Origin of the sequence: Pseudomonas sp. 10B238, from assembly GCF_000970615.1 — a bacterium.
Classification (GTDB): Bacteria; Pseudomonadota; Gammaproteobacteria; order Pseudomonadales; family Pseudomonadaceae; genus Stutzerimonas.
Genome location: NZ_KQ033928.1, coordinates 226,249 through 252,716, shown reverse-complemented (window position 1 = coordinate 252,716; position 26,468 = coordinate 226,249). Strand labels below are relative to the sequence as shown.

23 protein-coding genes are annotated in these 26,468 nt (G+C 59.9%); 12 read left to right on the top strand and 11 right to left on the bottom strand.

Annotation, left to right across the window (positions count from 1 at the left end; all coding sequences use genetic code 11):
• Positions 1-57: 57 nt before the first annotated feature.
• From RT21_RS03450 to pilG, 8 genes are all read right to left on the bottom strand, one after another.
• Positions 58-528, bottom strand: a complete 471-nt coding sequence (locus tag RT21_RS03450; protein WP_046161620.1) for a chemotaxis protein CheW — start codon at positions 526-528, stop codon at positions 58-60.
• Entirely contained in the window at positions 525-1,580 is a 1,056-nt protein-coding gene (locus tag RT21_RS03445; protein ID WP_046161619.1) for a chemotaxis protein CheB, read from the bottom strand. Before RT21_RS03445 ends, RT21_RS03450 begins: the two co-directional genes overlap by 4 nt.
• Positions 1,573-8,730 (bottom strand): Hpt domain-containing protein, encoded by a 7,158-nt coding sequence (locus tag RT21_RS03440; RefSeq protein WP_046161618.1) that lies wholly within the window; start codon positions 8,728-8,730, stop codon positions 1,573-1,575. Before RT21_RS03440 ends, RT21_RS03445 begins: the two co-directional genes overlap by 8 nt.
• An 11-nt stretch (positions 8,731-8,741) precedes the next feature.
• Positions 8,742-9,608, bottom strand: a complete 867-nt coding sequence (locus RT21_RS03435) for a CheR family methyltransferase (protein ID WP_046161835.1) — start codon at positions 9,606-9,608, stop codon at positions 8,742-8,744.
• Positions 9,609-9,669: 61 nt separating this feature from the next.
• Positions 9,670-11,718, bottom strand: coding sequence for a methyl-accepting chemotaxis protein (locus tag RT21_RS03430; protein ID WP_046161617.1), 2,049 nt, complete (start codon positions 11,716-11,718; stop codon positions 9,670-9,672).
• 79 nt (positions 11,719-11,797) lie between these two features.
• Positions 11,798-12,334, bottom strand: a complete 537-nt coding sequence (locus RT21_RS03425; protein WP_045423728.1) for a chemotaxis protein CheW — start codon at positions 12,332-12,334, stop codon at positions 11,798-11,800.
• Positions 12,335-12,372: 38 nt separating this feature from the next.
• Positions 12,373-12,738, bottom strand: a complete 366-nt coding sequence (pilH, locus tag RT21_RS03420; RefSeq protein ID WP_045163991.1) for a twitching motility response regulator PilH — start codon at positions 12,736-12,738, stop codon at positions 12,373-12,375.
• Between the two features lie 44 nt (positions 12,739-12,782).
• The gene (gene pilG, locus RT21_RS03415) at positions 12,783-13,190 is read right to left on the bottom strand and encodes a twitching motility response regulator PilG (RefSeq protein WP_045423724.1); all 408 of its coding nucleotides are present in this window, start codon (positions 13,188-13,190) and stop codon (positions 12,783-12,785) included.
• A 234-nt stretch (positions 13,191-13,424) separates the two neighbouring features.
• Here pilG and gshB point away from each other — a divergent pair, with 234 nt between their 5' ends.
• The 7 genes from gshB to RT21_RS03380 all read left to right on the top strand — a co-directional run bounded on the left by gshB (position 13,425) and on the right by RT21_RS03380 (position 19,347).
• Positions 13,425-14,384, top strand: coding sequence for a glutathione synthase (gene gshB, locus RT21_RS03410; protein WP_046161616.1), 960 nt, complete (start codon positions 13,425-13,427; stop codon positions 14,382-14,384).
• A gap of 160 nt (positions 14,385-14,544) precedes the next feature.
• Positions 14,545-15,441: an energy transducer TonB gene (locus tag RT21_RS03405; RefSeq protein ID WP_046161615.1), complete on the top strand. Its 897-nt coding sequence runs from the start codon at positions 14,545-14,547 to the stop codon at positions 15,439-15,441.
• Positions 15,442-15,522: 81 nt separating this feature from the next.
• Positions 15,523-16,092, top strand: a complete 570-nt coding sequence (locus RT21_RS03400) for a YqgE/AlgH family protein (RefSeq protein ID WP_045423718.1) — start codon at positions 15,523-15,525, stop codon at positions 16,090-16,092.
• Positions 16,089-16,517, top strand: a complete 429-nt coding sequence (gene ruvX / locus RT21_RS03395; protein ID WP_046161614.1) for a Holliday junction resolvase RuvX — start codon at positions 16,089-16,091, stop codon at positions 16,515-16,517. Before RT21_RS03400 ends, ruvX begins: the two co-directional genes overlap by 4 nt.
• A 19-nt stretch (positions 16,518-16,536) precedes the next feature.
• A complete protein-coding gene (gene pyrR / locus RT21_RS03390) occupies positions 16,537-17,049 on the top strand; it encodes a bifunctional pyr operon transcriptional regulator/uracil phosphoribosyltransferase PyrR (protein ID WP_046161613.1) in 513 nt (170 codons plus the stop codon).
• Between the two features lie 10 nt (positions 17,050-17,059).
• Positions 17,060-18,076 (top strand): aspartate carbamoyltransferase catalytic subunit, encoded by a 1,017-nt coding sequence (locus RT21_RS03385; protein ID WP_046161612.1) that lies wholly within the window; start codon positions 17,060-17,062, stop codon positions 18,074-18,076.
• Positions 18,076-19,347: a dihydroorotase gene (locus tag RT21_RS03380; RefSeq protein WP_046161611.1), complete on the top strand. Its 1,272-nt coding sequence runs from the start codon at positions 18,076-18,078 to the stop codon at positions 19,345-19,347. The genes RT21_RS03385 and RT21_RS03380 overlap by 1 nt, the downstream gene beginning before the upstream one ends.
• Before the next feature lie 54 nt (positions 19,348-19,401).
• Here the strand turns inward: RT21_RS03380 and RT21_RS03375 are convergent, their stop codons facing one another.
• A complete protein-coding gene (locus tag RT21_RS03375) occupies positions 19,402-19,806 on the bottom strand; it encodes an NINE protein (RefSeq protein WP_046161834.1) in 405 nt (134 codons plus the stop codon).
• Positions 19,807-19,939: 133 nt separating this feature from the next.
• Between RT21_RS03375 and RT21_RS03370 the strand changes: the two genes are divergently transcribed.
• A complete protein-coding gene (locus tag RT21_RS03370; protein WP_045423707.1) occupies positions 19,940-21,151 on the top strand; it encodes a putative DNA modification/repair radical SAM protein in 1,212 nt (403 codons plus the stop codon).
• Positions 21,151-21,981: a TIGR03915 family putative DNA repair protein gene (locus RT21_RS03365; RefSeq protein ID WP_046161610.1), complete on the top strand. Its 831-nt coding sequence runs from the start codon at positions 21,151-21,153 to the stop codon at positions 21,979-21,981. The genes RT21_RS03370 and RT21_RS03365 overlap by 1 nt, the downstream gene beginning before the upstream one ends.
• On the opposite strand, the gene RT21_RS03360 is transcribed toward RT21_RS03365, so the two are convergent.
• Positions 21,982-23,127 (bottom strand): PilT/PilU family type 4a pilus ATPase, encoded by a 1,146-nt coding sequence (locus RT21_RS03360; protein ID WP_046161609.1) that lies wholly within the window; start codon positions 23,125-23,127, stop codon positions 21,982-21,984. It lies immediately after the preceding gene.
• Between the two features lie 78 nt (positions 23,128-23,205).
• The gene (locus tag RT21_RS03355; RefSeq protein ID WP_046161608.1) at positions 23,206-24,240 is read right to left on the bottom strand and encodes a type IV pilus twitching motility protein PilT; all 1,035 of its coding nucleotides are present in this window, start codon (positions 24,238-24,240) and stop codon (positions 23,206-23,208) included.
• A 66-nt stretch (positions 24,241-24,306) separates the two neighbouring features.
• Between RT21_RS03355 and RT21_RS03350 the strand changes: the two genes are divergently transcribed.
• The 3 genes from RT21_RS03350 to RT21_RS03340 are packed head-to-tail and all read left to right on the top strand — an operon-like array spanning position 24,307 to position 26,461.
• Positions 24,307-25,020: a YggS family pyridoxal phosphate-dependent enzyme gene (locus RT21_RS03350; protein ID WP_046161607.1), complete on the top strand. Its 714-nt coding sequence runs from the start codon at positions 24,307-24,309 to the stop codon at positions 25,018-25,020.
• A gap of 13 nt (positions 25,021-25,033) precedes the next feature.
• The gene (proC, locus tag RT21_RS03345; RefSeq protein WP_046161606.1) at positions 25,034-25,861 is read left to right on the top strand and encodes a pyrroline-5-carboxylate reductase; all 828 of its coding nucleotides are present in this window, start codon (positions 25,034-25,036) and stop codon (positions 25,859-25,861) included.
• A 9-nt stretch (positions 25,862-25,870) separates the two neighbouring features.
• Positions 25,871-26,461, top strand: a complete 591-nt coding sequence (locus RT21_RS03340) for a YggT family protein (RefSeq protein WP_045423695.1) — start codon at positions 25,871-25,873, stop codon at positions 26,459-26,461.
• The last annotated feature ends 7 nt before the right edge of the window (positions 26,462-26,468 follow it).

Here is a 26,468-nt window from a genome sequence, read left to right as displayed (position 1 = left end):
CGGAAAAACACGGCAGTTGACCTGACGACCGGCCCGACACGACCGGCATGTCCCGACTCAGATCAGGCCGGCGTCCGCCAGTTTCTGCTCCAGCGCGATAAGGTCCGGTATGCGCGCCTGGACATCGCCCAGGTTGACCGCATCCAACTCCAGGGGGGCCAACGGGACGTCCGAGCGTGCCAAATTTGGGTCAACCTTGACCGAGCGCGGGATACCCTGAACCAGCAAAGCAATGAACTTCACATGATCACGCCCACCCAGGGCATTTAGCACGGCTACGCGCGAACCGGCCCCGGTGCTGGGTTGACCGCCCGATGCCGCCTCGAACGACAGCAGCGGCAATGTCAGGTCTCGCCACGACACCTGCCCGAGGAACCAGGGCGGGGTGCCTTGCGCCGACTGCGGAGCGCGATAAGGAATAAGCTCGGCTAACGCGACGTTTGGCACTAGCAACATTCGGTCGGCTAAGGGGACCAGAAGCCCGGTTAGGCTGGCAGAGGTATCCTGAGTGATAGCGGCTTGACTCATAGGTTATCCAGTTGCAATGCCGCAACGGGCTGGCTGGCCTGTTGCGCAAAATGATTGACCAAGGCCTGAGCCAGCTCGCGAGGGTCACCACTGAGCGAGCTATAGCCACCCTCGCGGAGGCTGTCGGGCATGCTCGAGCAGACGCAAGAGTCGGCTCGTTGTGTCCAGACCCTGCCGCCCTGACGTAAAACATAGGCGGCTGCGGCATTGCCATCGCTGCCCATGCCGCTGAATGCGATAACACCGCAACGATCACCGAACTGCTGAGCCAGATTAAGCATCATCTGATCGATGGACGGACTATAGGGCTCGGGCCAGCTTCGCCCATGGAGCAGCATGGCGCCATCCTTGCCGAACCCCATCTCCTCGCTGATAGGCGCCACGACCACCTCACCGCAACGTATCGAGTCGTTTGCACGACTTTGATTAACGCTCCACTGACTGTGTCGCCCCACCGCTTGCGATAGGGCCGATTCGAAGCTTGCCTCGATATGCTGGGCGTAGACGAAGCCAACCGGCAGCCCCACCGGCAGCGCATCAAGAAAAGCCTTTACCGCCTCTGGCCCGCCCAGCGATGCCGCCAGTAGCCATACTTCGCGGGCAGGTTCCCCGGCGATCGAATCAGCCGCAGCCAGCAGCGTGCCAGGCAACGCCAGGCGGGTGGCACGTTCCGCTTCCCCACGCAACACCTCAAGACGTGGGCCCACAACTCGAGAAGGGTCGCCAACCAACCGCTTCAGCTTGCCAAACATGCGCCGTTCCCAGCGCGGATAATGTTCGGAGTGGCGCTCCGGCGCGTGCCCCTCGCCAAACAAAACCGGACAGCTGTCCCGCTCGAGCAAGGCATTGACCAGAGGGGAATCCTCGGTCTGCGCGAGATCAACCAGCCACAGGTCGGCTTGCGCTGCCACCAGGTCTGATTCCTCAATCCGCGCCGGGTCGCAGTTGAGCACGACGTTGTAACCATTGGCACTCAAGGCCTGCTGCAACACATGGCGCTGCAACGAAGTGTCTGCGATCACACCGATACGGGCGGGGCTGACTTCACTCATGACGCGGAACCAATTTCTGGATTGTCTCGAGTAGCAGCGATTCCTGATAAGGCTTTCCAAGGTACTCGTTCACACCGATGGCCATGGCCCTATCCCTGTGCTTTTCGCCGGTTCGCGAGGTAATCATGATGATGGGCAGATCCTTCAGATGCTCATCGTGTCGCACCAGCGTCGCTACTTCGAAACCGTCCATCCGCGGCATCTCGATATCCAGCAGGATGATGTCCGGCTTGCGCTCCTGCAGCTGCGTGATTGCGTCGACACCATCCTTGGCCGTCAGCACGTTCATTCCGTTCCGCTCTAGGAGGCGGCTGGTGACCTTGCGCACAGTCACCGAATCGTCAACGACCATCACCAGCGTTGGCCGATCAACTTCAATATCGGCCGGTTCGTCTTCGCCGAGCAGGCGCAATGGTTGCTGCTGGGTGAGCAAATGCGCATGCAGAACACGGATTGTCGCGAGCAGATCGAGGATCACAACAACTCGGCCATCGCCGAGGATGGTCGCACCGGAAATACCTGGCACAGTGGCAAATTGCGGCCCCAAGCCCTTCACCACAATTTCTCGGGAACCGGCGAGGCTATCGACCTGTACCGCCACACTGTGGTCATTCGAACGCACCAGGATTACCGGCAACGGCAGGCTTTGCCCGACCAGCTTTGGCCGCTGACCGTTGTTCAGCAGCTCGCCTAAGTAGCGCAACTCATAGGTCTGTCCCGCATACTCGAAGCGCGATGCACCTGGCTGGTAATAGGCTTCGAGTTCGAAAGGCGACACACGCACGATACCTTCGATCGTGTTCAGCGGAATCGCATAAAGATCCTCGCCGGAATACACCATCAGAGCCCGATTGACCGACACAGTGAATGGCAGGCGGATCAGGAAGCGTGTTCCTTTGCCAAGCGTAGACTCGATACTCATGGAGCCCCCGAGCTGCTTGACCTCGGAATGCACCACATCCATGCCGACGCCACGCCCGGATATCTGCGTCACTTGCTCGGCGGTCGAGAAACCGGCCTCGAGAATGAACTGCAGCACGTCATGGTCCGACAGTTCGATGCCGGGCTGCATCAAGCCGCGCTCGATCGCCTTGCGGCGAACGGCTTCAAGGTTGATGCCTGCACCGTCATCGCTCAAGGCCAGCACGATATCCCCGCCTTCACGGCTCAGGTCCAGGCGAATGTTGCCCTGCTCGGGCTTACCTGCTGCGACACGCTTGGCGCCGACCTCAATACCGTGGTCAACCGCGTTGCGCAGCATATGCTCCAATGGCGCAACGATGCGCTCGAGTACGCTGCGGTCCATCTCACCTGTCGCATTGCCCACCTGGAACTCGACCTGCTTGCCTAGCTCGCCAGCCACCTGACGAACGATCCGGCGCAAACGAGGCACCAGCCGATCGAAGGGAACCATGCGGGTGCGCATGAGGCCTTCCTGCAGCTCCGTGTTGACCCGCGCCTGCTGCAGCAGCAAGGTTTCCGCGTCGCGATTACGCGCGGCCAGGGTTTCCTTTAGATCCAGCAGGTCCGATGCCGACTCGAACAGTGCGCGTGACAGCTGCTGCAACTGCGAATGCCGGTCCATTTCCAGCGGATCGAAGTCGTCGTAGCCTGCACGCTCGGCCTCAGCCTGATAGCGGCTAAGGATCTGCGCCTGGGTTTCGGTGTCCAACCGTCGCAACTGATCGCGAACCCGCTCGATAGTGGCTTCCATCTCTCCCAAGGTGAAGCCAACGTCGCTGACCTGCTGCTCAACCCGACCGCGGAAAATTGATGTTTCGCCCGCCAGGTTGACCAATCCCTCCAAAAGGTCCGCAGGCACCTTGACCAGTTCCTGCGGTGCGCGGCGTGAAGCAGCATCCAGTGCAGCCTGTTCGGCGCGGCGGATGAATGGCAGAACCTTAGCCGGCGAGGTGCTGATCGGAGCCTGAGCACTGGCGGCCACAATAGGCGTTTCGAGCACGATGACGGACGAGCTTGTGTGCTCCGCCTGCGTATTTTCCTGCGGCTGTGAGTCTGTCTCCAGATCGGGCTCAGTTATCAGCCGCGAGCGCATCGACTCGACTTCTTTGAGCAATGCGTCATAGCTGCCCTGCACGTCCAGAAACAGGCTGTCAGTCCATGGACCGTCTTGCAGTTGCGCATCGCTGAGACGTTGCTCCAGGTCATGAGCCATGTCGCCCAGACGAACTTGAGCCGCCAGCCGCGCACCACCTTTCAGGGTATGGAGCACCCGCATCATGTCGGCCAGAGGCGCGACGCCATCCCCTGTGGCTTCCCAGCGCCCGAGAGCGGACTCCATTTCCTCCAGCAGCTCGTCCGCTTCTTCGACGAAAATATCGAGAATCTCGGCTTCGGCAGCGTCTTGGGCGGCATCCTGCGCTGCCTTCAACGCAACGCTGCTGGGCATGCTCAATTGCTCTTCAGGGTTCGCCCGAAAACGCTGAATGGTTGCGATCAGGTCTTGTCCGTCCGGCAGCTCACGGAAAGCGCGCACGGCATCGAGCATCGCCGCGAGGCGGTCATGGCATGTTTGCAAGAGGGCGAACAAGGTTGGACTGGCGCGGTAATGACCGGCGCACAGCCCCTCGTAGAGGTACTCCAATTCGTGGGCCAGATCACCGATCTCGCGTATGTCCGCCATCCGCGCACCGCCTTTCAGGGTGTGCAGATCCCGCTGCAACGCTTCGATCTCAAAACTATTGTCCACATCATCGATCCAGCGTTGAAGCGATGCTCCGGCGCGCTCGATGATGTCAAAGCCTTCCTCTAGAAATATCTCTACCAGCTCTGGATCGCGGTTTTCCCAGCTGCCTGCTCCTGCCTTGCCTGACTCGGCCGCCGGAGTCGGCTCCTTCGATTCGGCCGGTTTCGGCTCTTCGGGCAGCTCTACGACAACCTGCTCCACTGGCTGGACCAACGCTTCAAACGGGAGAGCGTCGCCCGATGCACGTTCGACCTCAGGTTCATCGGTGTCCGCATCATGCTCGAGCATGGGATCATCGGGCCCCTGCGCAGCTTTCAGTTGCTCTGAGTCATCAGCAGCGGACTCAGCCCTCTGCGGGTCCTCGTCGACCATTTGCATTTCGTCATCGGACGAAACAGCCGGGTCGAAGCTCGGTGCGATCCCATGCCGATAGGCGCGAATATGCTCGATTAGCCGCGCAGCGGGGTCCATTGGCTTGTGCGCCTGGAGCTGCTCAAGTTGAATAGCCAGCTGATCGTGGCTGCGTAGGAGCAGCGAGGCAAGATCATCCGTATGCACGTAGCGACCGTCTGAAAGCCCTTCATAGAGGGTTTCCAGCTCATGCGCGAGATCACCGATCGGCCGAATTTCAGCCATTCGCGCGCCGCCTTTGAGGGTATGCAGGTCACGCAGCAAGGCCGATAACGCCAACTGATTGGCTGGGTCTCCCAGCCAGCGTTCCAGCGCACCGCCAGCGCTCTCCAACAGATCGACCGCTTCGTCAAGAAAGATCTCGACCATTTCCTCGTCTAGCTCGTCCTGGCCCAACGAAGGCTCGGCGAGCCAGGCTTCGGCTTCGGCTTCGGCTTCGGCTTCGGCTTCGGCTTGAGGCTGTGTAGCACCGTCCATTGAGTCAAACGTAGCAGACGGCGCCATGGCGCTTTCTTCGCCCGGCTGCTCAAAGGTGAGCGGATCAATCGCTTCGGCCAGCAACTGTTCAAGCCGGCCCACCAGCTCCGGCTGTCCGGTCACCTGCAGACCGGCCGCCACCTGATCCATCATGCCAACCAGCGCCTCGTGAGCCTGTTCAACGTCATCGAAGAACCGTGCGCTGACTGCGAGACGACCTTCCTGCACAACCGCATACAGGTCGAGTAACACCTGACACAGCGTGTCGATTTGCGGAAGCTCGGCCATCTGAGCGCCGAGACCAAGCGTCGTCAACTCTTCCAACAACGCCGTTAGCTCCTGCCGCTCGGCAGGATGCTCGCGCCAGCTCTGCAAAAGCGCTTCGGCGTCGAGCAGGATGTTCATGCCCTCGGAGAGAAACATCGCAATCATGCCTGGATCGCGTGGCTCACCCTGTTCTGTATCACCACGCTCGCCAGCGTCCGCCAGCCGTGCCTGATGCAGCGCATGCACGCTGGCTATGAAATCTTCTGCTCCCTCGATCGTTGCCAGTGGCTCACGCTCAAGATTGTCCAGCCCTCGCCTGAGCAGCTGCTCTGCGGTATGTAACAGTTCGGCCTCAGCCAGATCCATCTGTATCAGGTTGGCCTTGAACTCCTTGACCATTCTTTCCAATGGTGTGGCGATCTCTGCCATCGGAAGGATTCCGGCCATGTGCGCGCTCCCCTTGAGGGTATGTAGCGCACGCTGTAAAGGGTCGGTAACTGGTTGCGGCAGACGTTGCGCGCAATCGGCGAGAAAGTCGACGAGCGTTGCAAGATGCGCCTCTGCCTCGTTGCGGAATATCTCCAGCAACTGCGGATCCAGCACTTCATCAATCACCTCTTCCTGGGCCGGCTGGTCAATCGCGACTCCGCCCTGAGGGTCAGGTTCAGGTGACTCCCCTTTGGCCAAGGCGTGAGCGTTGGCAGCCAACCGATCGACATCGTCGCGCTGGCGTTGTGCCTTCGCTGCAAACTCTTCGACCAGGGTTGGCATCAGAGCCACTACGTCACGTACCAGTTGCTTGACCGGCTCGCCTACGTCAATGCTGCGATCAAGGACCCGATTGAGCAGGTTTTCGACAGACCAGGCGAGTTCGCCAATGATCAACGCACGGACCATGCGCCCGCTGCCCTTGAGTGTATGGAAGGCGCGCCGCACCTCGCCGAGCGCCTCCTTGTCAGAGGGGTCTTCACACCAACGCGGCAGGTATTCGGTGATGGTTTCGAGAACCTCAGCGGCTTCCTCGATGAACACTTCGAGCAAGTCATCATCGACTGCCTCCTCATCTTCAGGCGGAGGCAGAAGGCTCGGCGGAACATCCCAAGCAGGGGGATTGACCGAGACGACAGGCGTAGCCATTACGTCCTCCATGGTCAGAGCCGGCTCGTCAGAAGCCGAATGAACCATGGGGCCGGGCAGCACGACTTCAGGCATATCGAGCGCAGCCATCTCGGCTTCGCTCCACTCCAGCTCGTAGCCCGGCGAATCATCGGCAGGCTGTCCTTCGGCAGCGTGCGACGCATCGTCCGCCTGCAAAGGCTCCAACTCGGTCAGTTCGAGAGTTTCGCCTGGCCAATCGAACGACTCGGTTTCCGCCAAAACATCGACGCCCAATGCTCCTTGGTTGGCCAGCTCGGTATCAACACTCGGGTGCTGCTCAGAAGGCGGTAAATCTGATCGTATCGAGGCCTGGTCTTGCATTTCGGCAGCCGGCTCGGGGGCCTCCGCGGGCTCGGAAGGCAGCACTTCGATGTCATCGAGCGGATCTGACGGCTCGACGCTCACCTCAGGGCTGGCTTCTCCCAACGCGCTAGAAGGCTGCTCACTGAGCGGATAGCCCAACGCCTGCAGACTTTCTTCAGCGACATCCAGAATCAGGTCGCCCTGCGAGCCGCAATCTTCGCTGAGACGCTCGAGGTAGTACTCGACGCTGGTTATTGCATCAGCCAGCGTATCCAGACTCTGCCAATCCGGGATCGCCTGCTTCGCAAGCAATTGCTCCTGGATGTAGCGGTTACAGGCATCCAGCAAGGCAGCAGCGCGGGCAAGGGGTACCATTGCGAGCCCGCCGCGGGACTGGGTAAGCAACTCCGGAACACGCGCCAGATGTTGATGATTCCATTGGGAGGCTATGAACTCGATAATCGCGTCTTTCGCCTGTTCCAGGCCTGTACGCGCCTCTCGGATAACCAGGCGATGGATCTGGCCGACGTCCGTGGTTGGGAGGTGACTCTCCTCGCCTCGATGCTCGGCTGCGGTGCCCCCAACCATGCCAGCGAGCGTCGCCTCGACGTACAGCAGGGCGCCTGCGACATCCATCAAAGCAGCGTCGTCAGGCTGCTGCTGCCCATTGGCCAAGGCTTCGACCAGGCTGATCTGCTCTAGAATGATCCGACGTGGTTGACCGAAACCGAGCACGGCGAGTGTATCGGCAATCTGCTTGAGCGGCGGCTGCAGCGCGCCAAGCTCAGTGAGTCCCAGACGGTCGCTGCGTACAAAGAGGTCCAGGCTGTCCTTGACCCGAACCAGCTCCTCACACAAAGCGGCCACAACCGAGCGCATGGCACCGCGGTCCGGCCCGGCCAGCTGAGCCCGCTCTTCGTCGACTAGCGTGCTGTCAGGCAACGCATCATCCAGACTGTACTCAGCTTTCAAGGCCTGGATGCGGGGCGACTGAGCCGGCGCCTTGGCGATATAGAACAGCAGATTCTTGGTCAGCTCGTCAGGGGCGGCCTGGTTGATGCCCTCTGCGCCCTGAGCGACCAGACGCTTCAGCTCTTTGTCTACCTGCCGTAACAGGTTCCGAACCGTGGTGCCATTAACGACAGCGCCACTGGCGAGCCCCTCAACCACGCCGGATGCGATCTGCCACAGCGCGCCCAACGGCGCATCCTTACAGAGCATTTCCAGACGCGCGAAGACTCGCGCCATATAGCTTAGGTTGGTAGGTAGATCCTGGTTGCGAATGACCCCTACCAACGCGACCTGCAACATCTGCCGTAGTTTTCGCAGCAAACTTGGCAGATCCTCGGTCTGTCGCTGCGCCAAAAACTCGCCCGACAGGGCCGGCGCCCGCGCGGACATGTTTGGCGAAAACAGGCTGGTTTCCGATAACAGCTTCTCGCCACGCGCCGCCCGAAGATCGTTAAGCAGCGGCAGCACGACCATGGGTAGATCGCGCCGAGCACTTTGGATACGATCCAGATAAACCGGCATCTGCAGAATCGCCTGCATGAGCACTTCAAGCGCTTCGGTCTGGCTGGCGACGCTTTCATCCAACAGCGCACGGGCAAGCTGCTCCATTTCCTCGGCAAGCAGTGCAGCGCCATAAAACTCAACCATCTGCAAGGTGCCGAGCACCTGATGCACGTAGGTCAGACAGAAGCGCATCCGCGTCGAGTCTTGCGGGTTTTCGACGAACGCTTCCAAGGCCTGCCGTGCCTGCTTCAGCGTTTCGGCAATTTCGCCTTTCACCCACTCCAGGGCGACATAATCGTGCCGATCACCCATAGCGACTCCGCTCATAAACATTTCCGGGTAAAGGCCAGAACCTGACTATCAGCCACCGGAACTAGCTCCGGGTGCTGCCAACCAACAACCTCGCCCGCACCGATAACCAGCAATCCTCCCGGCGCCAGGCGCTCGACAAGACGATTGAGGATTTCGCGGCGGCGCCAGCGACGGAAGTAAATCAACAGGTTCTGACAAAAAATGACGTCCACATCGGACATTGGCGAACTGGCCAGCTCCAGCACGTTAAGTCGGGCAAAGCACACCCTTGCTGCCAGGCTAGGCACTACTTGGAAACGATCACCCGCCAGTGGTTGGAAATACCGCTCGCGTAGGTCGGGGTCCAGCTGCTCGAGCCGACGAAGACCGTAAAGGCCCTCGCGCGAACGGCTTAACGCGCTGAGACTGATATCGGTTCCTATCACACCAAACTGTGTTTCGCCGCCGGCGCACTTGAGCGCCTCTGCGGTACAAATCGCCAACGAGTATGTTTCCTCGCCGCTTGCGCAACCAACGCTCCACAGCGACCAGGGCTGAGCAGCGCTTCGCGACTCGACACGCCCCTTTATGTAATCGGAAAGCACTGCAAACGACGGCGGGTGACGGAAAAAGCGAGTCTCCTGTACCGTCAGACGGTCCATGAGGGTGGACCATTCCACAGCCCCGCGGGGGCCGTCAGTGACCTGACGGAAATAACTCGCGTAGTCCTGCGCCCCGACTTCGCGCATTCGGCTGCTCAGATTGGTCTGAAGAAAGGCCCGACGCTGCTCGGTCACGACCATACCGGAGCGCTCTTCGAGCAGGGCCTGCCAGTCATTGAATTCCGCCGCCGACATATCAGCCAAGGGTCTCAGTGACCAATCAACACCTGGCTGCATGCCCTGCCCCTTATCCATGAACTTCCACAGCGGGCCATTTCAGGCCGCCGCGTTCTCCAATTCAGGCCTGATCCTGCGCTTCCGGCAGGGTAAAGCCGGATACCGAATGCCGCATTTCATTGGCCATCTTGGCGAGGTTACCAATGCTCCTCGCAGTAGCGGTGGTGCCCGAGGAGGTTTGCGAGGTAATTTCCTGAATGACGTTCATGGTGTTGGAAATATGACCAGCCGACGACGCCTGCTGGCGGGCCGCGTTGGAAATGTTCTGGATAAGCGCCGCGAGGCTCTTGGATACCTTTTCGATTTCCTCCAGAGCAACCCCGGCGTCCTGGGCCAGACGGGCACCTCGAACCACTTCGGATGTAGTCTGCTCCATCGAGATAACCGCTTCGTTCGTGTCGGTCTGAATCGTTTTCACCAGGGCTTCGATCTGCTTTGTTGCAGCAGAGGATCGCTCCGCAAGGCGTTGTACTTCGTCCGCAACTACCGCGAAGCCTCGACCGGCATCACCTGCCATGGAGGCCTGAATCGCAGCGTTCAACGCAAGGATGTTTGTCTGGTCGGCGATGTCGTTAATCAAACTAACGATATCCCCGATCTCCTGCGAGGACTCGCCGAGACGCTTGATTCGCTTGGAGGTGTCCTGAATCTGCTCCCGAATGTTATCCATGCCGGTGATGGTGTTATGCACCACCTCGTTGCCCTTGTTTGCGATCGCTACCGAGCGCTCAGCTACCGCCGAGGATTCGGCGGCGTTGGCCGATACCTGGTCAATCGACACCGCCATTTCGTTGATCGCCGCCGATGCACCGGCAATTTCCTGAGCCTGATGCTCGGATGCCTCGGCCAGATGCATCGCGGTCGCCTGGGTTTCCTGGGCCGCACCAGAGACCTGTACGGCGGTCTGGTTGATCGTTTCAACCAAGTCTCGCAACTGGTCAATGGAATAGTTGATCGAGTCGGCGATGGCGCCGGTGAAGTCTTCGGTAACCGTGGCAGCTACCGTCAGGTCACCGTCAGCCAGATCGCCGATTTCGTCGAGCAGACGCAAAATCGCTGTCTGGTTACGCTCGTTCTTTTCCGCGGTTTCGCTCAACCGACGACGTGTAACCTGGACCATGACCAGGCCGATCAACAGAATTGAAGCCAGTGCCAATGCACCAAGGACATAGCCAGCCAGTGTATTGACGTAACGGGCTTCGGCACGATTTTGAAGCCCTTGGGTCAGTTCGGACGTTTTGTCGAGCAGGGTCTGCGAGACTTCGAAAATACTGTTCGATGACTCACGCACCTGGAACAGTTCCGGTGAAGTTTCCAGGATTTCATCCACTGATCCGGACACGAACTGGAACAGCTCAGAGATTGCCGCCAGCCGATCCAATGCTTCGACGTCGCTCACCCGGGTGATCCCCATGGCTTCGTTGCCTTCGAGCATGGCGCTGAGGACGCGACCGAACAGGCTGGCGTCACGACCAAACATATCTGCAGCCTGCACTGAGTCCTGGTCGCCGGAAAGTACCTTGTTGACCGAGCCCAGAATACGTTCCGCGAGCAGCGACTGACGCTGCGCTACGGAAACCTGAGCGGCAGGGGCACCACTTTCGAGAAGGATGTCCACGACCTCCTCATACTCGACCTGAAGCTGGGGGATGGTTTCGGCCAGGGTCGCAGCAACCTGGTGCAAGGACAGTACGGTTTGTTCGCTGGCAAGGATCGCGTCAGTGTTTTGCCGCAGCGTATCCCAATCCTGCTGCACTGCCGCCACCTCAGACTGAAGCGACTCCGGCACCGCCGGCAGCCCAATGCGCTCATCACCGACGGAGAGATAGCTCCAACGCTCGCTGAAGTCATTGCGAGCATCTTTCAGCGAGTCGAATGCTTCGGCAGTACCAGTGGCCGCCTCAACCGCGTTCTTCGCAATACGCTGGGAGAGAACTCGCAGCTCACCTGCGTGTCCAACATATTCGTTATCGTAGTCGGCCTGTGTATTGATGTACGCAAAGTTCACGAACAGCAGCACCATCGACACGATCAGGAGGATAAACAGGCCAGCAATCAACGTATTGCTACGTACACCTGCCAACAATGCATTCGCGTTCATTTTTTTCATTTTTTCCGGCCCCCGCCTGGACCACCCGTACGTTTCCTTCCAAGAACCAAAAGGCCGGCATCACCCGACCCCACCTAAATCAATACGCCACGTCCAGGAATTTCTGGTGCGCGGCAAGCGCGTGCGGACTGAAGACCAGCCAGGGCTGCTCACGCTGAAAAACACCATGAATGAATGGTTGAATCGATGCCTCAACAGGAGGCAGCTGTTCGGAAAAAGCATCTACCGGAAAATGCTGCATGCCGAACACTTCATCGACCGTCAATCCCGCAAACACTTCCTGATGGTCCACCACCAGCACGCGCCGCTGCTTGCGTAGCGGCGATAACTCCAGTCCTAGATAGCCGCACAGATCCATGATAGGCAAAAGCCTGCCGCGGACGTTGGCAACCCCTTTCACCCAGGCTTTCACTCCGGGGAGCAGGGTATAGCGCGGCTCGTGGAGTATTTCGCCAACCTCCCCCATCGGGGCAACAAACAGTCGGCCACCCATCCGGAAACCTATACCTGCCCATGTCTGGACAGCTTCTTGCTGCGACGGCAATCCGGCAGCCAAAGCCCTACAACGGCTGTCGATCTCCAAGAGTCGCTGAAAAGGCGAAGGCGTATCCGACATGCTGGCAACTTCCTTTGTCCGAATCCCGAAATCGTCGATTAACCGGCAAGTACGGCGCTCAGGGTCTTCAGCAGTGTCGCTTCGTCCACAGGCTTGGTCAGGTAATCCTTGGCACCTTGACGCTTGCCCCAGACCTTATCGGTTTCCTGATCCTTGGTGGTCACAATGATCACCGGAATGTGACTGGTTTCAGCATCTTTGGTCAGCTGGCGAGTTGCCTGAAAACCGTTCAGGCCGGGCATTACGATATCCATCAAAACCGCGTCCGGTTTCTCCTGGCGCGCAAGCGCTACGCCATCGGCACCGTTTTCGGCCTTGAGCACGACGTGCCCATGCTTTTCCAGCATGGCTGTCAGCTTGTACATCTCGGTCGGCGAGTCATCAACAATCAGAACGCGAGCCATGGTTTCTCCGTAGGAAAGGCTTCAGCGGCACACAGGGCCGGACTTCAGGATACTTGCTCAACCGGTGAAAAATCCGGCACATGGGCCTTGATAGCACCGAGCAACTCTTCTTTGCTGAACGGTTTGGTGAGGTACTGGTCCGACCCCACGATCCGCCCCTTGGCCTTGTCAAACAAACCATCCTTCGAGGACAGCATGATCACCGGCGTGGACTTGAAAGAACTGTTGTTCTTGATCAGCGCGCAGGTCTGATAACCATCAAGCCTGGGCATCATGATATCGACGAAGATGATGCGCGGGTGACTATCCGCGATCTTGGCAAGCGCATCGAAGCCATCCACCGCCGTGATCACATCACAACCTACTTTCTTCAGTAGCGTTTCGGCAGTGCGACGAATCGTTTTCGAATCGTCGATCACCATGACCTTCAAGCCCTCGGAGTGCTGTTCCATTTCGCCCTACCATCGCCTCGGTGAGTCGTAGTTTATCGTTATGTCAGTGCGCCGGAGGCCCTGTCATCGATGGGCTGCACCCAATCGCCGGACCTTTTTAGCACACTCCTCAAATGCAAGCTATCTGCCGCCGGAGCAGCGGGATTTTCCTTGACCCAGCGCACAACCGCGGCCAATCTGCGTCGGTATTTCAAGCCTCTGCAGCCCCTGCTGCCACTCGTTGGAGACCACCACATGACTGTTCGCGTCGGGATCATCATGGACCCAATCGCGCAGATCGCATTCAAGAAAGACAGCTCCCTGGCCATGCTGCTGGCAGCCCAGGACCGCGGCTGGACGATCTATTACATGGAACAGCGCGATCTTTACCAGCTTGCCGGCGAGGCGCGGGCCCGCATGCGCCCGATCCAGGTCTTCAACGACCCCCAACGCTGGTACGAAACAGGGGAAGAGGTCGACGGCGCTCTTGCCGATCTCAATGTCATCCTGATGCGCAAGGACCCGCCCTTTAATAGCGAGTATGTCTATGCCACCTACCTGCTGGAGCTTGCCGAGCAGGCCGGCACGCTGGTGGTGAATAGTCCGCAGAGCCTGCGCGATTGCAACGAGAAATTCTTTGCTACCCAGTTTCCGCAATGCACCCCACCGACCCTTGTCAGTCGGCGGTCCGACATTCTGCGGGAGTTTGCTCGCGAGCAGCGTGACATCATTCTCAAACCGCTGGATGAAATGGGTGGCGCATCGATTTTCCGCCACCGCGAAGGCGACCCGAACCTTTCCGTGATTCTCGAAGTACTGACCGAGCATGGTAGTCGCCAGATTATGGCGCAGCGTTACATACCGGCCATCAGTGAGGGCGACAAGCGCATCCTGATGATTGACGGCGAGCCGGTGCCCTATTGCCTAGCGCGCATTCCGGCAGCGGGCGAAACACGGGGCAATCTTGCGGCCGGCGGACGCGGCGTCGCCCAGCCACTTTCTGAGCGTGATAAGGAGATCGCCGCGATTGTCGGGCCAGAGTTGCGCAAACGCGGGCTGCTTTTCGTCGGACTGGACGTGATCGGTGATTTCCTTACCGAGATCAACATTACCAGCCCGACCTGCATTCGTGAGATCGACAATGCGTTCGATACCCGCATCGGCGAGCGCCTGATGGACGCTATCGCTGCAAAATTGAGCAGACCCAACGTTTAGTGACAACGCGGTTGGCCTAGCCGACCGCCTCTCCACCGAACGCCTCCCTGTGTTTGGGGCGACCCATCTCCACGCCGACCCATCAAAGCTGCCGCCTGGTTCATAGACTTTTACGGTCACGCTGGGCAGACTGCGCGCACTTCAAGCCGACTGAAATGCGATGAACGCCGCTACACGCCAACCCTCTCTTGCCCCTACCGGTGTCCGTCCGGCAGACCGTCTCGGCTTTACGATATTTCTCGCAGCCGCGCTTCATGGTGCCCTCATTCTAGGGCTCGGCTTCACGCCCTCCGAACCAAAGCAGACCAGCAAATCGCTGGAAATCACCTTGTCCACGTTTAAAAGCGAAGACAAGCCAAAGGAAGCAGATTTCCTGGCTCAGGACAATCAGCAAGGCAGCGGCACGCTGGAGCATAAGGCCTCACCGAAAACGACCGAGCAAGCGCCGTTCCAGGACACTCAGGTGCGCAAGGTCTCGCCCGCTTCGTCGCCACCGCCTAGCAGCCCTAGCGAGGCGCCTAAGACAGCTGTAGCAACCCGCGCACCGCAGCCGGACAAGACACCGGCAAAACCACAAAAGAACAAGCCCCAGCCACAGGCGCAGCCGGCTCCCGTCTATGACAGTTCGCAGCTCAGCGCGGAAATCGCCAGCCTTGAAGCCGAACTCGCCCAACAGGTCGAGCAATACGCCAAGCGGCCTCGCGTCAGTCGTCAGAACAGCGCAGCCACCATGCGCGACATCAGCGCTTGGTACCGGGACGAATGGCGCAAGAAAGTCGAACGCATCGGCAATCTGAACTACCCCGACGAGGCGCGCCGTCAACGTATCTACGGCAGCCTGCGCATGCTGGTGGTCGTTGACCGAAACGGTGCGGTACAGGAGCTTCGAGTACTCGAATCTTCAGGCCAGCCGATGCTCGACCAGGCCGCTATGCGCATTGTCAGGCTTGCCGCACCTTTTGCCCCTTTTTCCGGTGAGCTGGCACAGAAATTCGATCAGGTCGAAATCATCAGAACCTGGCGGTTCGAGCGCGGCGACCGTCTGTCAAGCCGCTGAAAAGAGACGTCCGCGCCGCGTCGGGCACGTATCTAGCGCGGCTGCTTCACGGCCCAGCCCGTAACGCTTAAGCTAGCCCCCATGAACGCGACCTCGCCCAGCTACCTCAAGCATCACTTTCTGATCGCCATGCCGCATATGGCGGACCCCAATTTTGCCCAGACCTTGATCTATCTGGTGGAGCACAACCGGGACGGCGCGATGGGGCTTATTGTCAATCGCCCGAGCGGATTGAACCTGGCGGACATCCTTGAGCAACTCCGCCCGGATCAGCCAGGCGATGTCAGCAGCCAACATCTGACGATTTTTTCGGGCGGCCCGGTTCAGACCGATCGAGGTTTCGTGCTGCATCCGGCCGACGCCCAGTTTCAGGCAACGCTCGCTCTGGGTCCGCTCGGAGTGACCACGTCCCAGGACGTTCTCTTCGCCATCGCGGACGGCTACGGCCCCAAGCAGCATCTGATTGCCCTCGGCTATGCGGGCTGGGAACCTGGCCAACTGGAAGCGGAGCTGGCCGAAAACGCCTGGCTCAGCTGCCAGGCGCAGCCAGAGATTCTTTTCGACCTACCCTATGATCAGCGTTTGACTGCCGCTGCCGCATCGCTAGGGGTCGACCTTAGATTGCTCAGCAGCCAGGTCGGCCACGCATGAGCACGCTGCGTCTACTGCTCGGCTTCGACTACGGCACCAAGCAGATCGGCGTCGCCGTTGGACAGGCGATCACCGGTCAGGCACGCGAGCTCTGCGTGCTCAAGGCGCAAAATGGCGTACCCGACTGGTCACAAATCGAGGCACTGCTGCGTGAGTGGCAACCGGATGCACTAGTGGTCGGCCTACCTTTAAACATGGACGGCAGTGCCAGTGAGATGAGCGCTCGTGCTGAGAAGTTTGCCCGCCGCCTCAACGGTCGCTTCAACCTGCCAGTGCATACCCATGACGAGCGCCTCACGACATACGAAGCCAAAGGCGAGCGCCTGCGCGGCGGCCAGAGCGGCGGTTACCGTGAACGCCCTGTCGATGCGCTGGCCGCCGCTCTTTTACTCGAAGGCTGGCTGAGTGCCCAGCAAACCGCCTGAAGCGGTCCCAGGAGAAATCATGACCCTGCCCAACCCCGACCAGCTGCTCCCGGAAATGGCTTCCGCTCTGGACCGACACCTGAACAGCCGCGCCGTCAGCGAACCTCGCTTCATCGGCATCCGCACCGGCGGCGTCTGGGTCGCCCAGGCGCTGCTTGAACGGCGGAACAAGAACGAGGCGCTGGGGATTCTGGATGTCTCCTTCTACCGCGACGATTTCACCCAGAACGGTCTGCATCCCCAGGTCCGCCCCTCGGAGCTGCCTTTCGAAATCGAAGGGCAGCACCTGGTACTGGTCGATGATGTACTAATGAGCGGTCGCACCATTCGCGCCGCGCTCAACGAGCTGTTCGATTATGGTCGACCCGCCAGCGTCAGCCTGGTATGCCTGCTCGACCTCAACGCCCGCGAGCTGCCAATCCGGCCAGACGTAGTTGGCGCGACACTCTCGCTGGCTCCTGACCAACGGGTGAAATTGCTTGGCCCGACCCCGCTAACGCTCGAGCTCCAGACCCTCGCCTCCGCCAATTGAGACCCTCGCGATGACGCCAACCGACGCCAAGCGCCCGCTACAGCTGAACGATAATGGTCAGTTGCGCCATTTCCTCTCGCTGGATGGCCTGCCCCGTGCCCTGCTAACGGAAATCCTCGACACTGCCGATTCGTTCCTCGAGGTCGGCGCCAGAGCGGTAAAAAAGGTTCCGCTGTTGCGAGGCAAAACCGTTTGCAACGTATTCTTCGAAAACTCGACGCGAACGCGTACCACCTTCGAGCTGGCGGCCAAGCGGCTGTCGGCGGACGTGATCACCCTGAACGTCTCGACCTCCTCGACCAGTAAGGGCGAAACACTTACCGATACCCTGCGCAACCTCGAGGCGATGGCCGCCGACATGTTCGTCGTCCGTCACGCGGATTCCGGCGCCGCGCACTTCATTGCAGAACACGTCTGCCCGGATGTAGCGGTCATAAACGGCGGCGATGGGCGCCATGCGCACCCGACCCAGGGCATGCTCGACATGCTCACCATTCGCCGGCATAAGGGCGACTTCGAAAAGCTTTCAGTGGCCATCGTCGGCGACATCCTGCATTCGCGGGTAGCCCGCTCCAATATGCTCGCGCTGAAAACACTGGGCTGCCCGGACATACGTGTCATCGGCCCGAAGACACTGCTACCCGTCGGCCTGGAGCAGTATGGCGTGAGCGTCTACCACGACATGAACGAAGGCCTGCGCGACGTCGACGTGGTGATCATGCTGCGCCTGCAACGTGAACGCATGCAGGGCGGGCTGCTGCCCAGCGAAGGCGAGTTCTATCGGCTCTATGGCCTCACGACCCAGCGTATGGGATTGGCCAAGCCGGACGCCATCGTCATGCATCCCGGTCCGATCAACCGTGGCGTCGAGATCGAGTCCGCAGTGGCGGATGGTGCCCAGTCGGTCATTCTCAACCAGGTCACCTATGGCATCGCGATTCGAATGGCGGTGCTGTCCATGGCGATGAGCGGACAGACCGCACAACGCCAACTTGAACAGGAATATGCAGCCGAGGAGCAGAATTGATGCCTACCCACATCCTCGGTGCTCGCCTGATCGACCCGGCCAATGGGCGCGACGAAGTCACTGACATTTACTGCCAGGACGGCAAGATTGCTGCGTTCGGCCAAGCCCCTGCAGGCTTCAATGCCGCCCAGACCATTGACGCACGAGGCCTGGTCGCAGCGCCTGGCCTGGTCGACCTATCGGTAGCACTTCGTGAGCCTGGCTTCAGCCGCAAGGGCAGCATCGCCAGCGAAACGCTCGCGGCAACGGCCGGCGGCATCACCAGCCTGTGCTGCCCACCGCAGACCAAGCCTGTGCTGGACACTGCTGCAGTAGCTGAACTGATCCTCGATCGCGCCCGCGAGTCCGGTCATGCCAAGGTATTTCCGGTCGGCGCGTTGACACGCAATCTGGCCGGCGAGCAGCTATCGGAACTGGTCGCGCTACGAGACGCGGGCTGCGTCGCCTTCGGCAACGGCCTGGCCAACTTCACCAGCAATCGCAACCTGGGCCGAGCACTGGAATACGCAGCCACATTTGACCTCACGGTCGTCATCCATTCACAGGACAGCGATCTGGCCGAGGGTGGTCTGGCCCACGAAGGCCCGGCGGCGGCCTTTCTCGGCCTGGCCGGAATTCCCGAAACAGCGGAAACCATTGCCCTGGCGCGTAACCTGCTGCTGGTGGAGCAAGCCGGTGTGCGCGCGCACTTCAGCCAACTCACCACTGCCCGCGGCGCGCAGATGATTGCCGATGCTCAGGCTCGCGGCCTGCCAGTCACCGCTGATGTGGCGATGTATCAGCTGATCCTCACCGACGAAGCGCTGCACGGCTTTTCCAGTCTCTACCATGTACAGCCGCCTCTGCGCAGTGCCGCTGACCGTGAAGGCCTTCGCCAGGCGGTCAAGAGTGGCGTCATCTCGGTGATCTCGAGCCACCATCAACCGCATGAAGCCGACGCCAAGCAGGCCCCTTTCGGCGAGACCGAGGCGGGCATGAGCAGCGCCGAAATTCTCCTGCCTCTCGCACTGACGCTGGTCGAAGATGGCCTGCTGGATCTACCGACCCTGCTGGCTCGCCTGAGCAGCGGCCCGGCCACGGCGCTACGGCTCCCAGCCGGCCGGCTGTCGATTGGCGGAGCCGCGGATTTGGTCCTCTTCGACCCGAGCAGTTCGACCCTGGCCGGCGAGCGCTGGCACTCGAAAGGCCGGAATTGCCCGTTCATCGGGCATTGCCTGCCCGGGGCGGTGCGCTACACCCTGGTTGACGGACGAGTCGCCTTCCTCGGCTAGATCGCTCACCCAGCCGTTCGCAGCCGAGCAGGGCTGCGAACGGTCAGCGCACGATCAACGATCAATGCGTTTTTCCATATTCTGCATCGACACCTGGCTATTGAGCGTCCAGAAGTCATAAAGGATGCCGATGAAAAACAGCCCACCCGTGCAAAGATAGAGCAGCCCGGTAATCCACTTGCCCTGGTACATCCGGTGCACGCCGAATACACCCAGAAATGTCAGCAGAATCCAGGCGACGGTGTAGTCGATCGGGCCAGGCTGGAAGCGCAGGTCGGCTTCACGATCCATCGACGGGATCAGAAACAGGTCGATGATCCAACCGACGAAAAACAACCCGAGCGTGAAGAACCAGATGGTGCCGGTGATCGGCTTGCCGTAGTAGAAGCGGTGCGATCCTAGAAAGCCGAAAATCCACAGGAGATAGCCAATCAGGGTGCTATGGGTGTTTTGACGCATCTGAGCCTCGCTGTCCAATAGTGGAATTCCCTGAGCTTATCTGATTACCGCTAGATGCAGCGCCTGCCGAGCGGACATCATTCAACTGAGCCACCATGATACTGTATATACAACCAGCATCGTGGTGATTGTTATGCAGTTGATCGAGAAGCTCAGCGTCCTGGCCGACGCCGCAAAATACGACGTGTCTTGTGCCAGCAGCGGTGCGCCCAAACGCAGCTCGAAGGGACGCAGTGGGCTCGGCGCCACGGATGGCATGGGTATTTGTCACAGCTTTACCCCGGATGGTCGCTGTGTGGCGCTGCTGAAAATTCTGTTGACCAACTTTTGCCTGTACGACTGCCAGTATTGTGTCAACCGGCGTTCCAGCGATGTTCCGCGCGCACGCTTCACCCCAGAAGAAGTGGTGACGCTGACACTGGACTTCTACCGCCGCAACTGCATCAGCGGCCTGTTTCTCAGCTCAGGGATTATCCGCTCGGCTGACTACACCATGGAGCAGCTCAATCGCGTGGCCAAGCTGCTACGCGAAGAGCACGAGTTTCGCGGTTACATCCATCTGAAGACGATTCCAGATGCCGACCCGCAACTCATTGCAGAGGCGGGGCGTTACGCCGACCGCCTCAGCGTCAACATCGAACTTCCGACCGAGGCCAGCCTGATTCGCCTGGCGCCTGAAAAACAGGTAGTGACCATCAAGCAGGCGATGCACGCCATTCATGAGGGCGAGACCGAAGCGAAAGCGGAAAAGCGAGCGCCACGCTTCGCACCGGCAGGTCAGAGTACGCAGATGATCGTCGGCGCGGACGCCACCGATGACAGCACCATTCTGCATACAGCCCAATCACTGTATGGCGACTTCAGACTGCGTCGCGTCTATTACTCGGCATTCAGCCCCATTCCACACAGTCCGAAGACAGTACCCTTCGAAGCACCGCCGCTGCTGCGCGAGCATCGCCTATACCAGGCGGACTTCCTGATGCGCAGCTATGGCTTCAAGGCGGGCGAATTGTTGACGGGCCCGGGCAATCTGCCGCTGGACATCGATCCGAAGCTGGCATGGGCACTGTCCAATCGCGAGCATTTCCCGGTTGATCTGAATAGCGCCGAACCTGCATTGATAGCGCGCATCCCCGGCATCGGCATTCTCAGTGCCAAACGGCTGGTCGCCCTGCGCCGGCAGAAGCGAATCCGCTTCGAAGATCTGACCCGCCTTCGCTGCTCGTTGGAAAAAGCCAAACCCTTCGTCATCACTCAGGATTACCGCCCCAGCCTGGCCTACCGCGAATCGTCCGCCTTGCGCCAGCAGCTCAGCGAAGGCCCAGTGCAAATGGGGCTCTGGTAATGCTTCAGATTCGTTTCGACGGTCATTTCGATGGCTGGCGCGAGGCGGCTCGCGATTTGCTCCACCGCGGAATAGCCCCACATCACGTGGAATGGCTTGCTGGCGACGCGGCGGGTGGCTTGTTCGGCGGCCACGTTGCACCGGAGCCGATCGTGCCCAGCTCGCCGGTACGCATCCCTCGGCAGTTGCTCGCCGAAATGGAAAGTGCGGCGCGCTTTCGAACAGCTGACCGCTGGAGCCTGCTGTATCGCATCCTTTGGCGAGTCGCGAAGGGCGACCAGACGGCCAGGCTGGTTGGCGATGTCGACGGCAGCGAATTGCACGCGCGAATCAAGACAATCCGCCGCGAAATGCACCATCTGCACGCCTTTCTCCGGTTCAGCCCGATTACGTGCCCGAGCGGCCCCGACTACGCGGCCTGGTTCGAGCCGGCGCACGACATCCTGACCAGCGCCGCGCCGCACTTCGCCGAGCGGATGGGCCTGCATTCGTGGTTGATCGCGACACCGGATGATGCAGTGTTGTGGGACGGGAACATCATGCACTACGCCAATCCCTGTCCGGCCATCTGGCGCCAGTTGGCACAGACCGCCCAGGAGTCTGGCGCTGAGTTGTGGAAGACCTATTACGAAAGCACCTTCAACCCGGCGCGGATCAACCGCGACGTGCTGCAGAACAATCTGCCGGTGCGTTTCTGGAAAAACCTGCCGGAAGGGCCGCTGATCCCGCAACTGATGAGCCGTGCCCGGGCTGGAGCGCAACGTGACAGCCAGGCAGAGCGTGTCGCCACCCGTCCGGGCAAGCGCATAGAACGGCCCGGACAGGCATGATCAGCGGAAGCTGCGACCCGTATCGTCGTCGCTGACTTCCAGCGTCAGCCCCTGAGATACGCTGGTGAGATGTTCACCGTCGGTTTCCGAACCCAGCTTGATCATCAGCCGCAGATCGTTGGAGGAGTCGGCATGCGCCAGGGCGTCTTCGTAAGTGATTTCGCCTTGCACGTAGAGGCTGTACAGCGCCTGGTCGAAGGTTTGCATGCCAAGGTCGGTGGAGCGTTTCATCAGCGATTTGAGCTCGTGAACCTCTCCTTTACGGATCAGATCAGCTGCAAGGGGGGTATTGATCAGCACTTCGATCACCGCACGACGGCCTTTGCCATCGGGCGTCGGGATCAGCTGCTGAGCGACGATGGCTTTGAGGTTCAGCGACAGATCCATCCAGACCTGCTGATGCCGGTCGGCAGGAAAGAAGTTGATGATACGGTCCAGCGCCTGGTTGGCGTTGTTGGCGTGCAAAGTCGCCAGACAGAGGTGGCCGGTCTCGGCGAACGCCACCGCATAATCCATCGTCTCGCGGGTCCGCACCTCACCGATCAGGATCACGTCGGGCGCCTGCCGCAGGGTGTTCTTGAGGGCCACGTCGAAGGAATCGGTATCAATCCCGACCTCACGCTGGGTGACGATGCAGCTCTGGTGCTGATGGATGAACTCGATCGGGTCTTCGATGGAAATGATGTGACCGCTGGAGTTCTTGTTGCGGTATCCGATCATCGCGGCCAGCGAGGTGGACTTGCCGGTGCCGGTCGCGCCGACGAACAGCACCAGCCCGCGCTTGGTCATCGCCAGCTTCTTGAGCACCTCTGGCAGTTTCAAGTCTTCGAGCGTCGGAATGTTGGTCTCGATGCGACGCAATACCATGCCGGCGAGGTTGCGCTGATAGAAGGCACTGACTCGAAAGCGCCCAATGCCGCGCGCACTGATGGCGAAGTTGCATTCGTGGTTTTCGGTGAACTCGCGGCGCTGCTGCTCGTTCATCACGGCGTGTACCGTTTCGCGAGTCATCTCCGGCGACATTGGTGTCTTGTTCACCGGCAGGATCTTGCCGTTGACTTTCATCGACGGCGGCACGCCGGCCGTAATGAACAGGTCGGAACCGCCCTTTTCCACCATCAGGCGCAACAGTTTCTCGAATTCCATCGTCGTTCTCGTAGTCCGGCGTAGCCGATTTGTAGCGAAGCGGAAGGCCCAGCAGCATCACCAAGGCCTTGTAAAGAATCAGAAATTTTCCGGCTGCTTGGCCTTTTCCTTGGCGTTGTCGCGCGAAATGATCCCCTTGGCCAGCAACCCTTTCAGACACGAGTCCAAGGTTTGCATACCCAACGAGCCACCGGTCTGGATGGAGGAGTACATTTGCGCGACCTTGTCTTCACGGATCAGGTTTCGAATCGCAGGCGTGCCGATCATGATTTCGTGCGCTGCGACTCGACCGCCGCCAACCTTTTTCAACAGCGTCTGCGAGATTACCGCCTGCAGTGACTCCGACAGCATCGAGCGGACCATCGACTTTTCTTCCGCCGGGAAAACGTCCACGACCCGATCGATGGTCTTGGCGGCAGAGGTGGTGTGCAAAGTGCCGAACACCAGGTGACCGGTTTCCGCGGCAGTCAGTGCCAGGCGGATTGTCTCCAGGTCGCGCATTTCGCCCACCAGAATGATGTCCGGGTCTTCACGCAGCGCCGAACGCAGTGCTTCGGAGAAGCCGAGCGTGTCTCGATGCACTTCACGCTGGTTGACCAGACACTTCTTCGATTCATGAACGAATTCGATCGGGTCCTCGATGGTGAGGATGTGGTGGTACTTGGTGCTGTTCAGGTAGTCCAGCATCGCCGCCAGGGTGGTCGACTTGCCCGAACCGGTCGGCCCGGTCACCAGCACCAGCCCGCGAGGTACGTCGGTGATCTTGCGGAAGACCTCGCCCATTCCAAGGTCTTCCATGGTCAGCACCTTGGACGGAATGGTCCGGAATACTGCACCAGCGCCGCGGTTCTGGTTGAAGGCGTTGACCCGGAAACGCGCCACGCCCGGTACTTCGAACGAGAAGTCGGTCTCGAGAAACTCTTCGAAATCCTTTCGCTGCTTGTCATTCATGATGTCGTAGATCAGCGCGTGTACCTGCTTGTGGTCCATCGCTGGGAGGTTGATCCGGCGCACGTCGCCATCAACGCGGATCATCGGCGGCAAGCCGGAAGACAGGTGCAAATCCGACGCACCCTGCTTGGCACTGAAGGCCAGCAGCTCTGTGATATCCATGGGACTCCCCAATTACAAGCAAGCAGGTAGAATGCCGCGCAGACCCTAAGGTGGCAGGCGCAGGTAATGTCCACGATAGCGACGAATATTGCAAAGGTCGGAACGCGCATCCGTGAGGCGGCGCAAGCTGCAGGGCGTGATCCCGACGGAGTGCTCCTACTTGCGGTGAGCAAGACCCAACCGGCCGAGGCCATCCGTGAAGCCAGCGAAGCAGGCCTGCGCGATTTCGGTGAAAACTATCTACAGGAAGCGCTGGAGAAACAGGCCAAACTCGCCGACCTGCCATTGGTCTGGCATTTCATTGGCCCCATCCAGTCGAACAAGACCAAGCTGATCGCCGAGCATTTCGACTGGGTGCACTCGGTGGACCGCCTGAAAATCGCCCAACGTCTTTCGGATCAGCGTCCCGAGCACCTGGCTCCGTTGAACCTCTGCCTGCAGGTCAACGTCAGCGGTGAGGCCAGCAAGTCCGGCTGCGAGCCGCAAGATGTTCACGAACTGGCTCAGGCCATCTCCGCATTGCCCCATCTGCGTCTACGTGGCCTGATGGCGATACCCGAACCGACCGATGACCCAGCCGAGCAGCGCGCTGCCTTCGCCCGCCTGCGCCAGCTGCAAACCGAACTTCAGTTGAACCTGGACACTCTTTCCATGGGCATGAGCCAGGACCTCGAAGCTGCGATCGCCGAAGGGGCAACCTGGGTTCGGATCGGCACTGCCCTGTTCGGTGCCCGCGCTTATCCTTCGAAAGCAGCCGCAGACGCCCCACCGCATGAATAAAAGGAACCGTACTTTGAGCACTCCCCGTATCGCCTTCATCGGCGGCGGCAACATGGCCGCAAGCCTAATCGGCGGTCTACGCGCCCAGGGCACTGCCGCCTCCGCGATTTGTGCCAGTGATCCCGGCGCCGATAAACGCAGCGAACTCGAAGCAGCCCATGGCATCGACACTTTTGCCGACAACGCCCAGGCCATCGCAGGCGCAGACGTAGTCGTACTGGCGGTTAAGCCGCAGGTGATGCAAGCAGTCTGCCGTGATCTGGCCGCAAGCCTGCAAGCAAATCAGTTGGTTGTTTCGATCGCAGCGGGTATCGATTGCGCCAGTCTGCAGGCGTGGTTAGGTGAACAAACCCCGCGCGCGATCGTGCGCTGCATGCCTAATACCCCGTCCTTGCTGCGCCAGGGTGTGAGCGGGTTGTTCGCCAACGATCAAGTGACCGACACGCAAAAACAGCAGGCCGAACAACTGCTTTCAGCGGTTGGGCTGGCGCTCTGGCTGGACAAGGAATCGCTGATTGATGCGGTGACCGCTGTGTCGGGCAGTGGCCCGGCGTATTTCTTCCTGATGATCGAAGCCATGATCGCGGCGGGTGAGCGAATGGGCTTGCCACGTGACACCGCGGCACAACTGACCATGCACACCGCTTTGGGCGCCGCGCGAATGGCCTGCGAAAGCGATGTCGGAGCCGCTGAACTGCGACGCCGCGTCACCTCGCCGAACGGAACCACCGAAGCGGCGATCAAAGCCTTCCAGGCGGGCGGTTTCGAAAGCCTGGTCGAGCAAGCGATGGTTGCAGCCGCACGACGCTCGGCCGAACTCGCTGAACAATTGGGCAACTAAGGAGCCTTCATGTCGCAACTCTCGCAAGCCCTGATCCTGATCGTTCAAACGCTAGGCAGCCTGTACCTGCTGATCGTCTTGCTACGCTTCATCCTGCAGCTGGTCCGGGCAGACTTCTACAACCCACTGAGCCAGTTCATCGTTCGCGCCACGCATCCGTTGCTTAAGCCATTGCGCCGCGTAATCCCCAGCATCGGCGGACTCGACCTGTCGTCGTTGGTATTGGCGATCATCGTCCAGGTCCTGCTAATGGCCGCTATCCTGATGATCGCGTTCGGCACCATCGGCAATCCGCTGCAGCTGCTGGTCTGGGCGATCATTGGCGTGACCGGGCTGTTCATCAACATCTTTTTCTATGCGCTGATCATCAGCGTGATCCTGTCCTGGGTCGCACCTGGCAGCCACAACCCCGGCGCCCAATTGATCAGCCAGATTTGCGAACCGGCACTGGCACCGTTCCGCCGCCTGCTGCCGAACCTGGGAGGGCTGGATATCTCGCCGATTTTTGCATTTCTGGCAATCAAATTGATCGACATGCTGGTCATCAACAACCTGGCGATGATGACGCATATGCCCAACATCCTGCGTTCGCTCATCTAAAACCGAA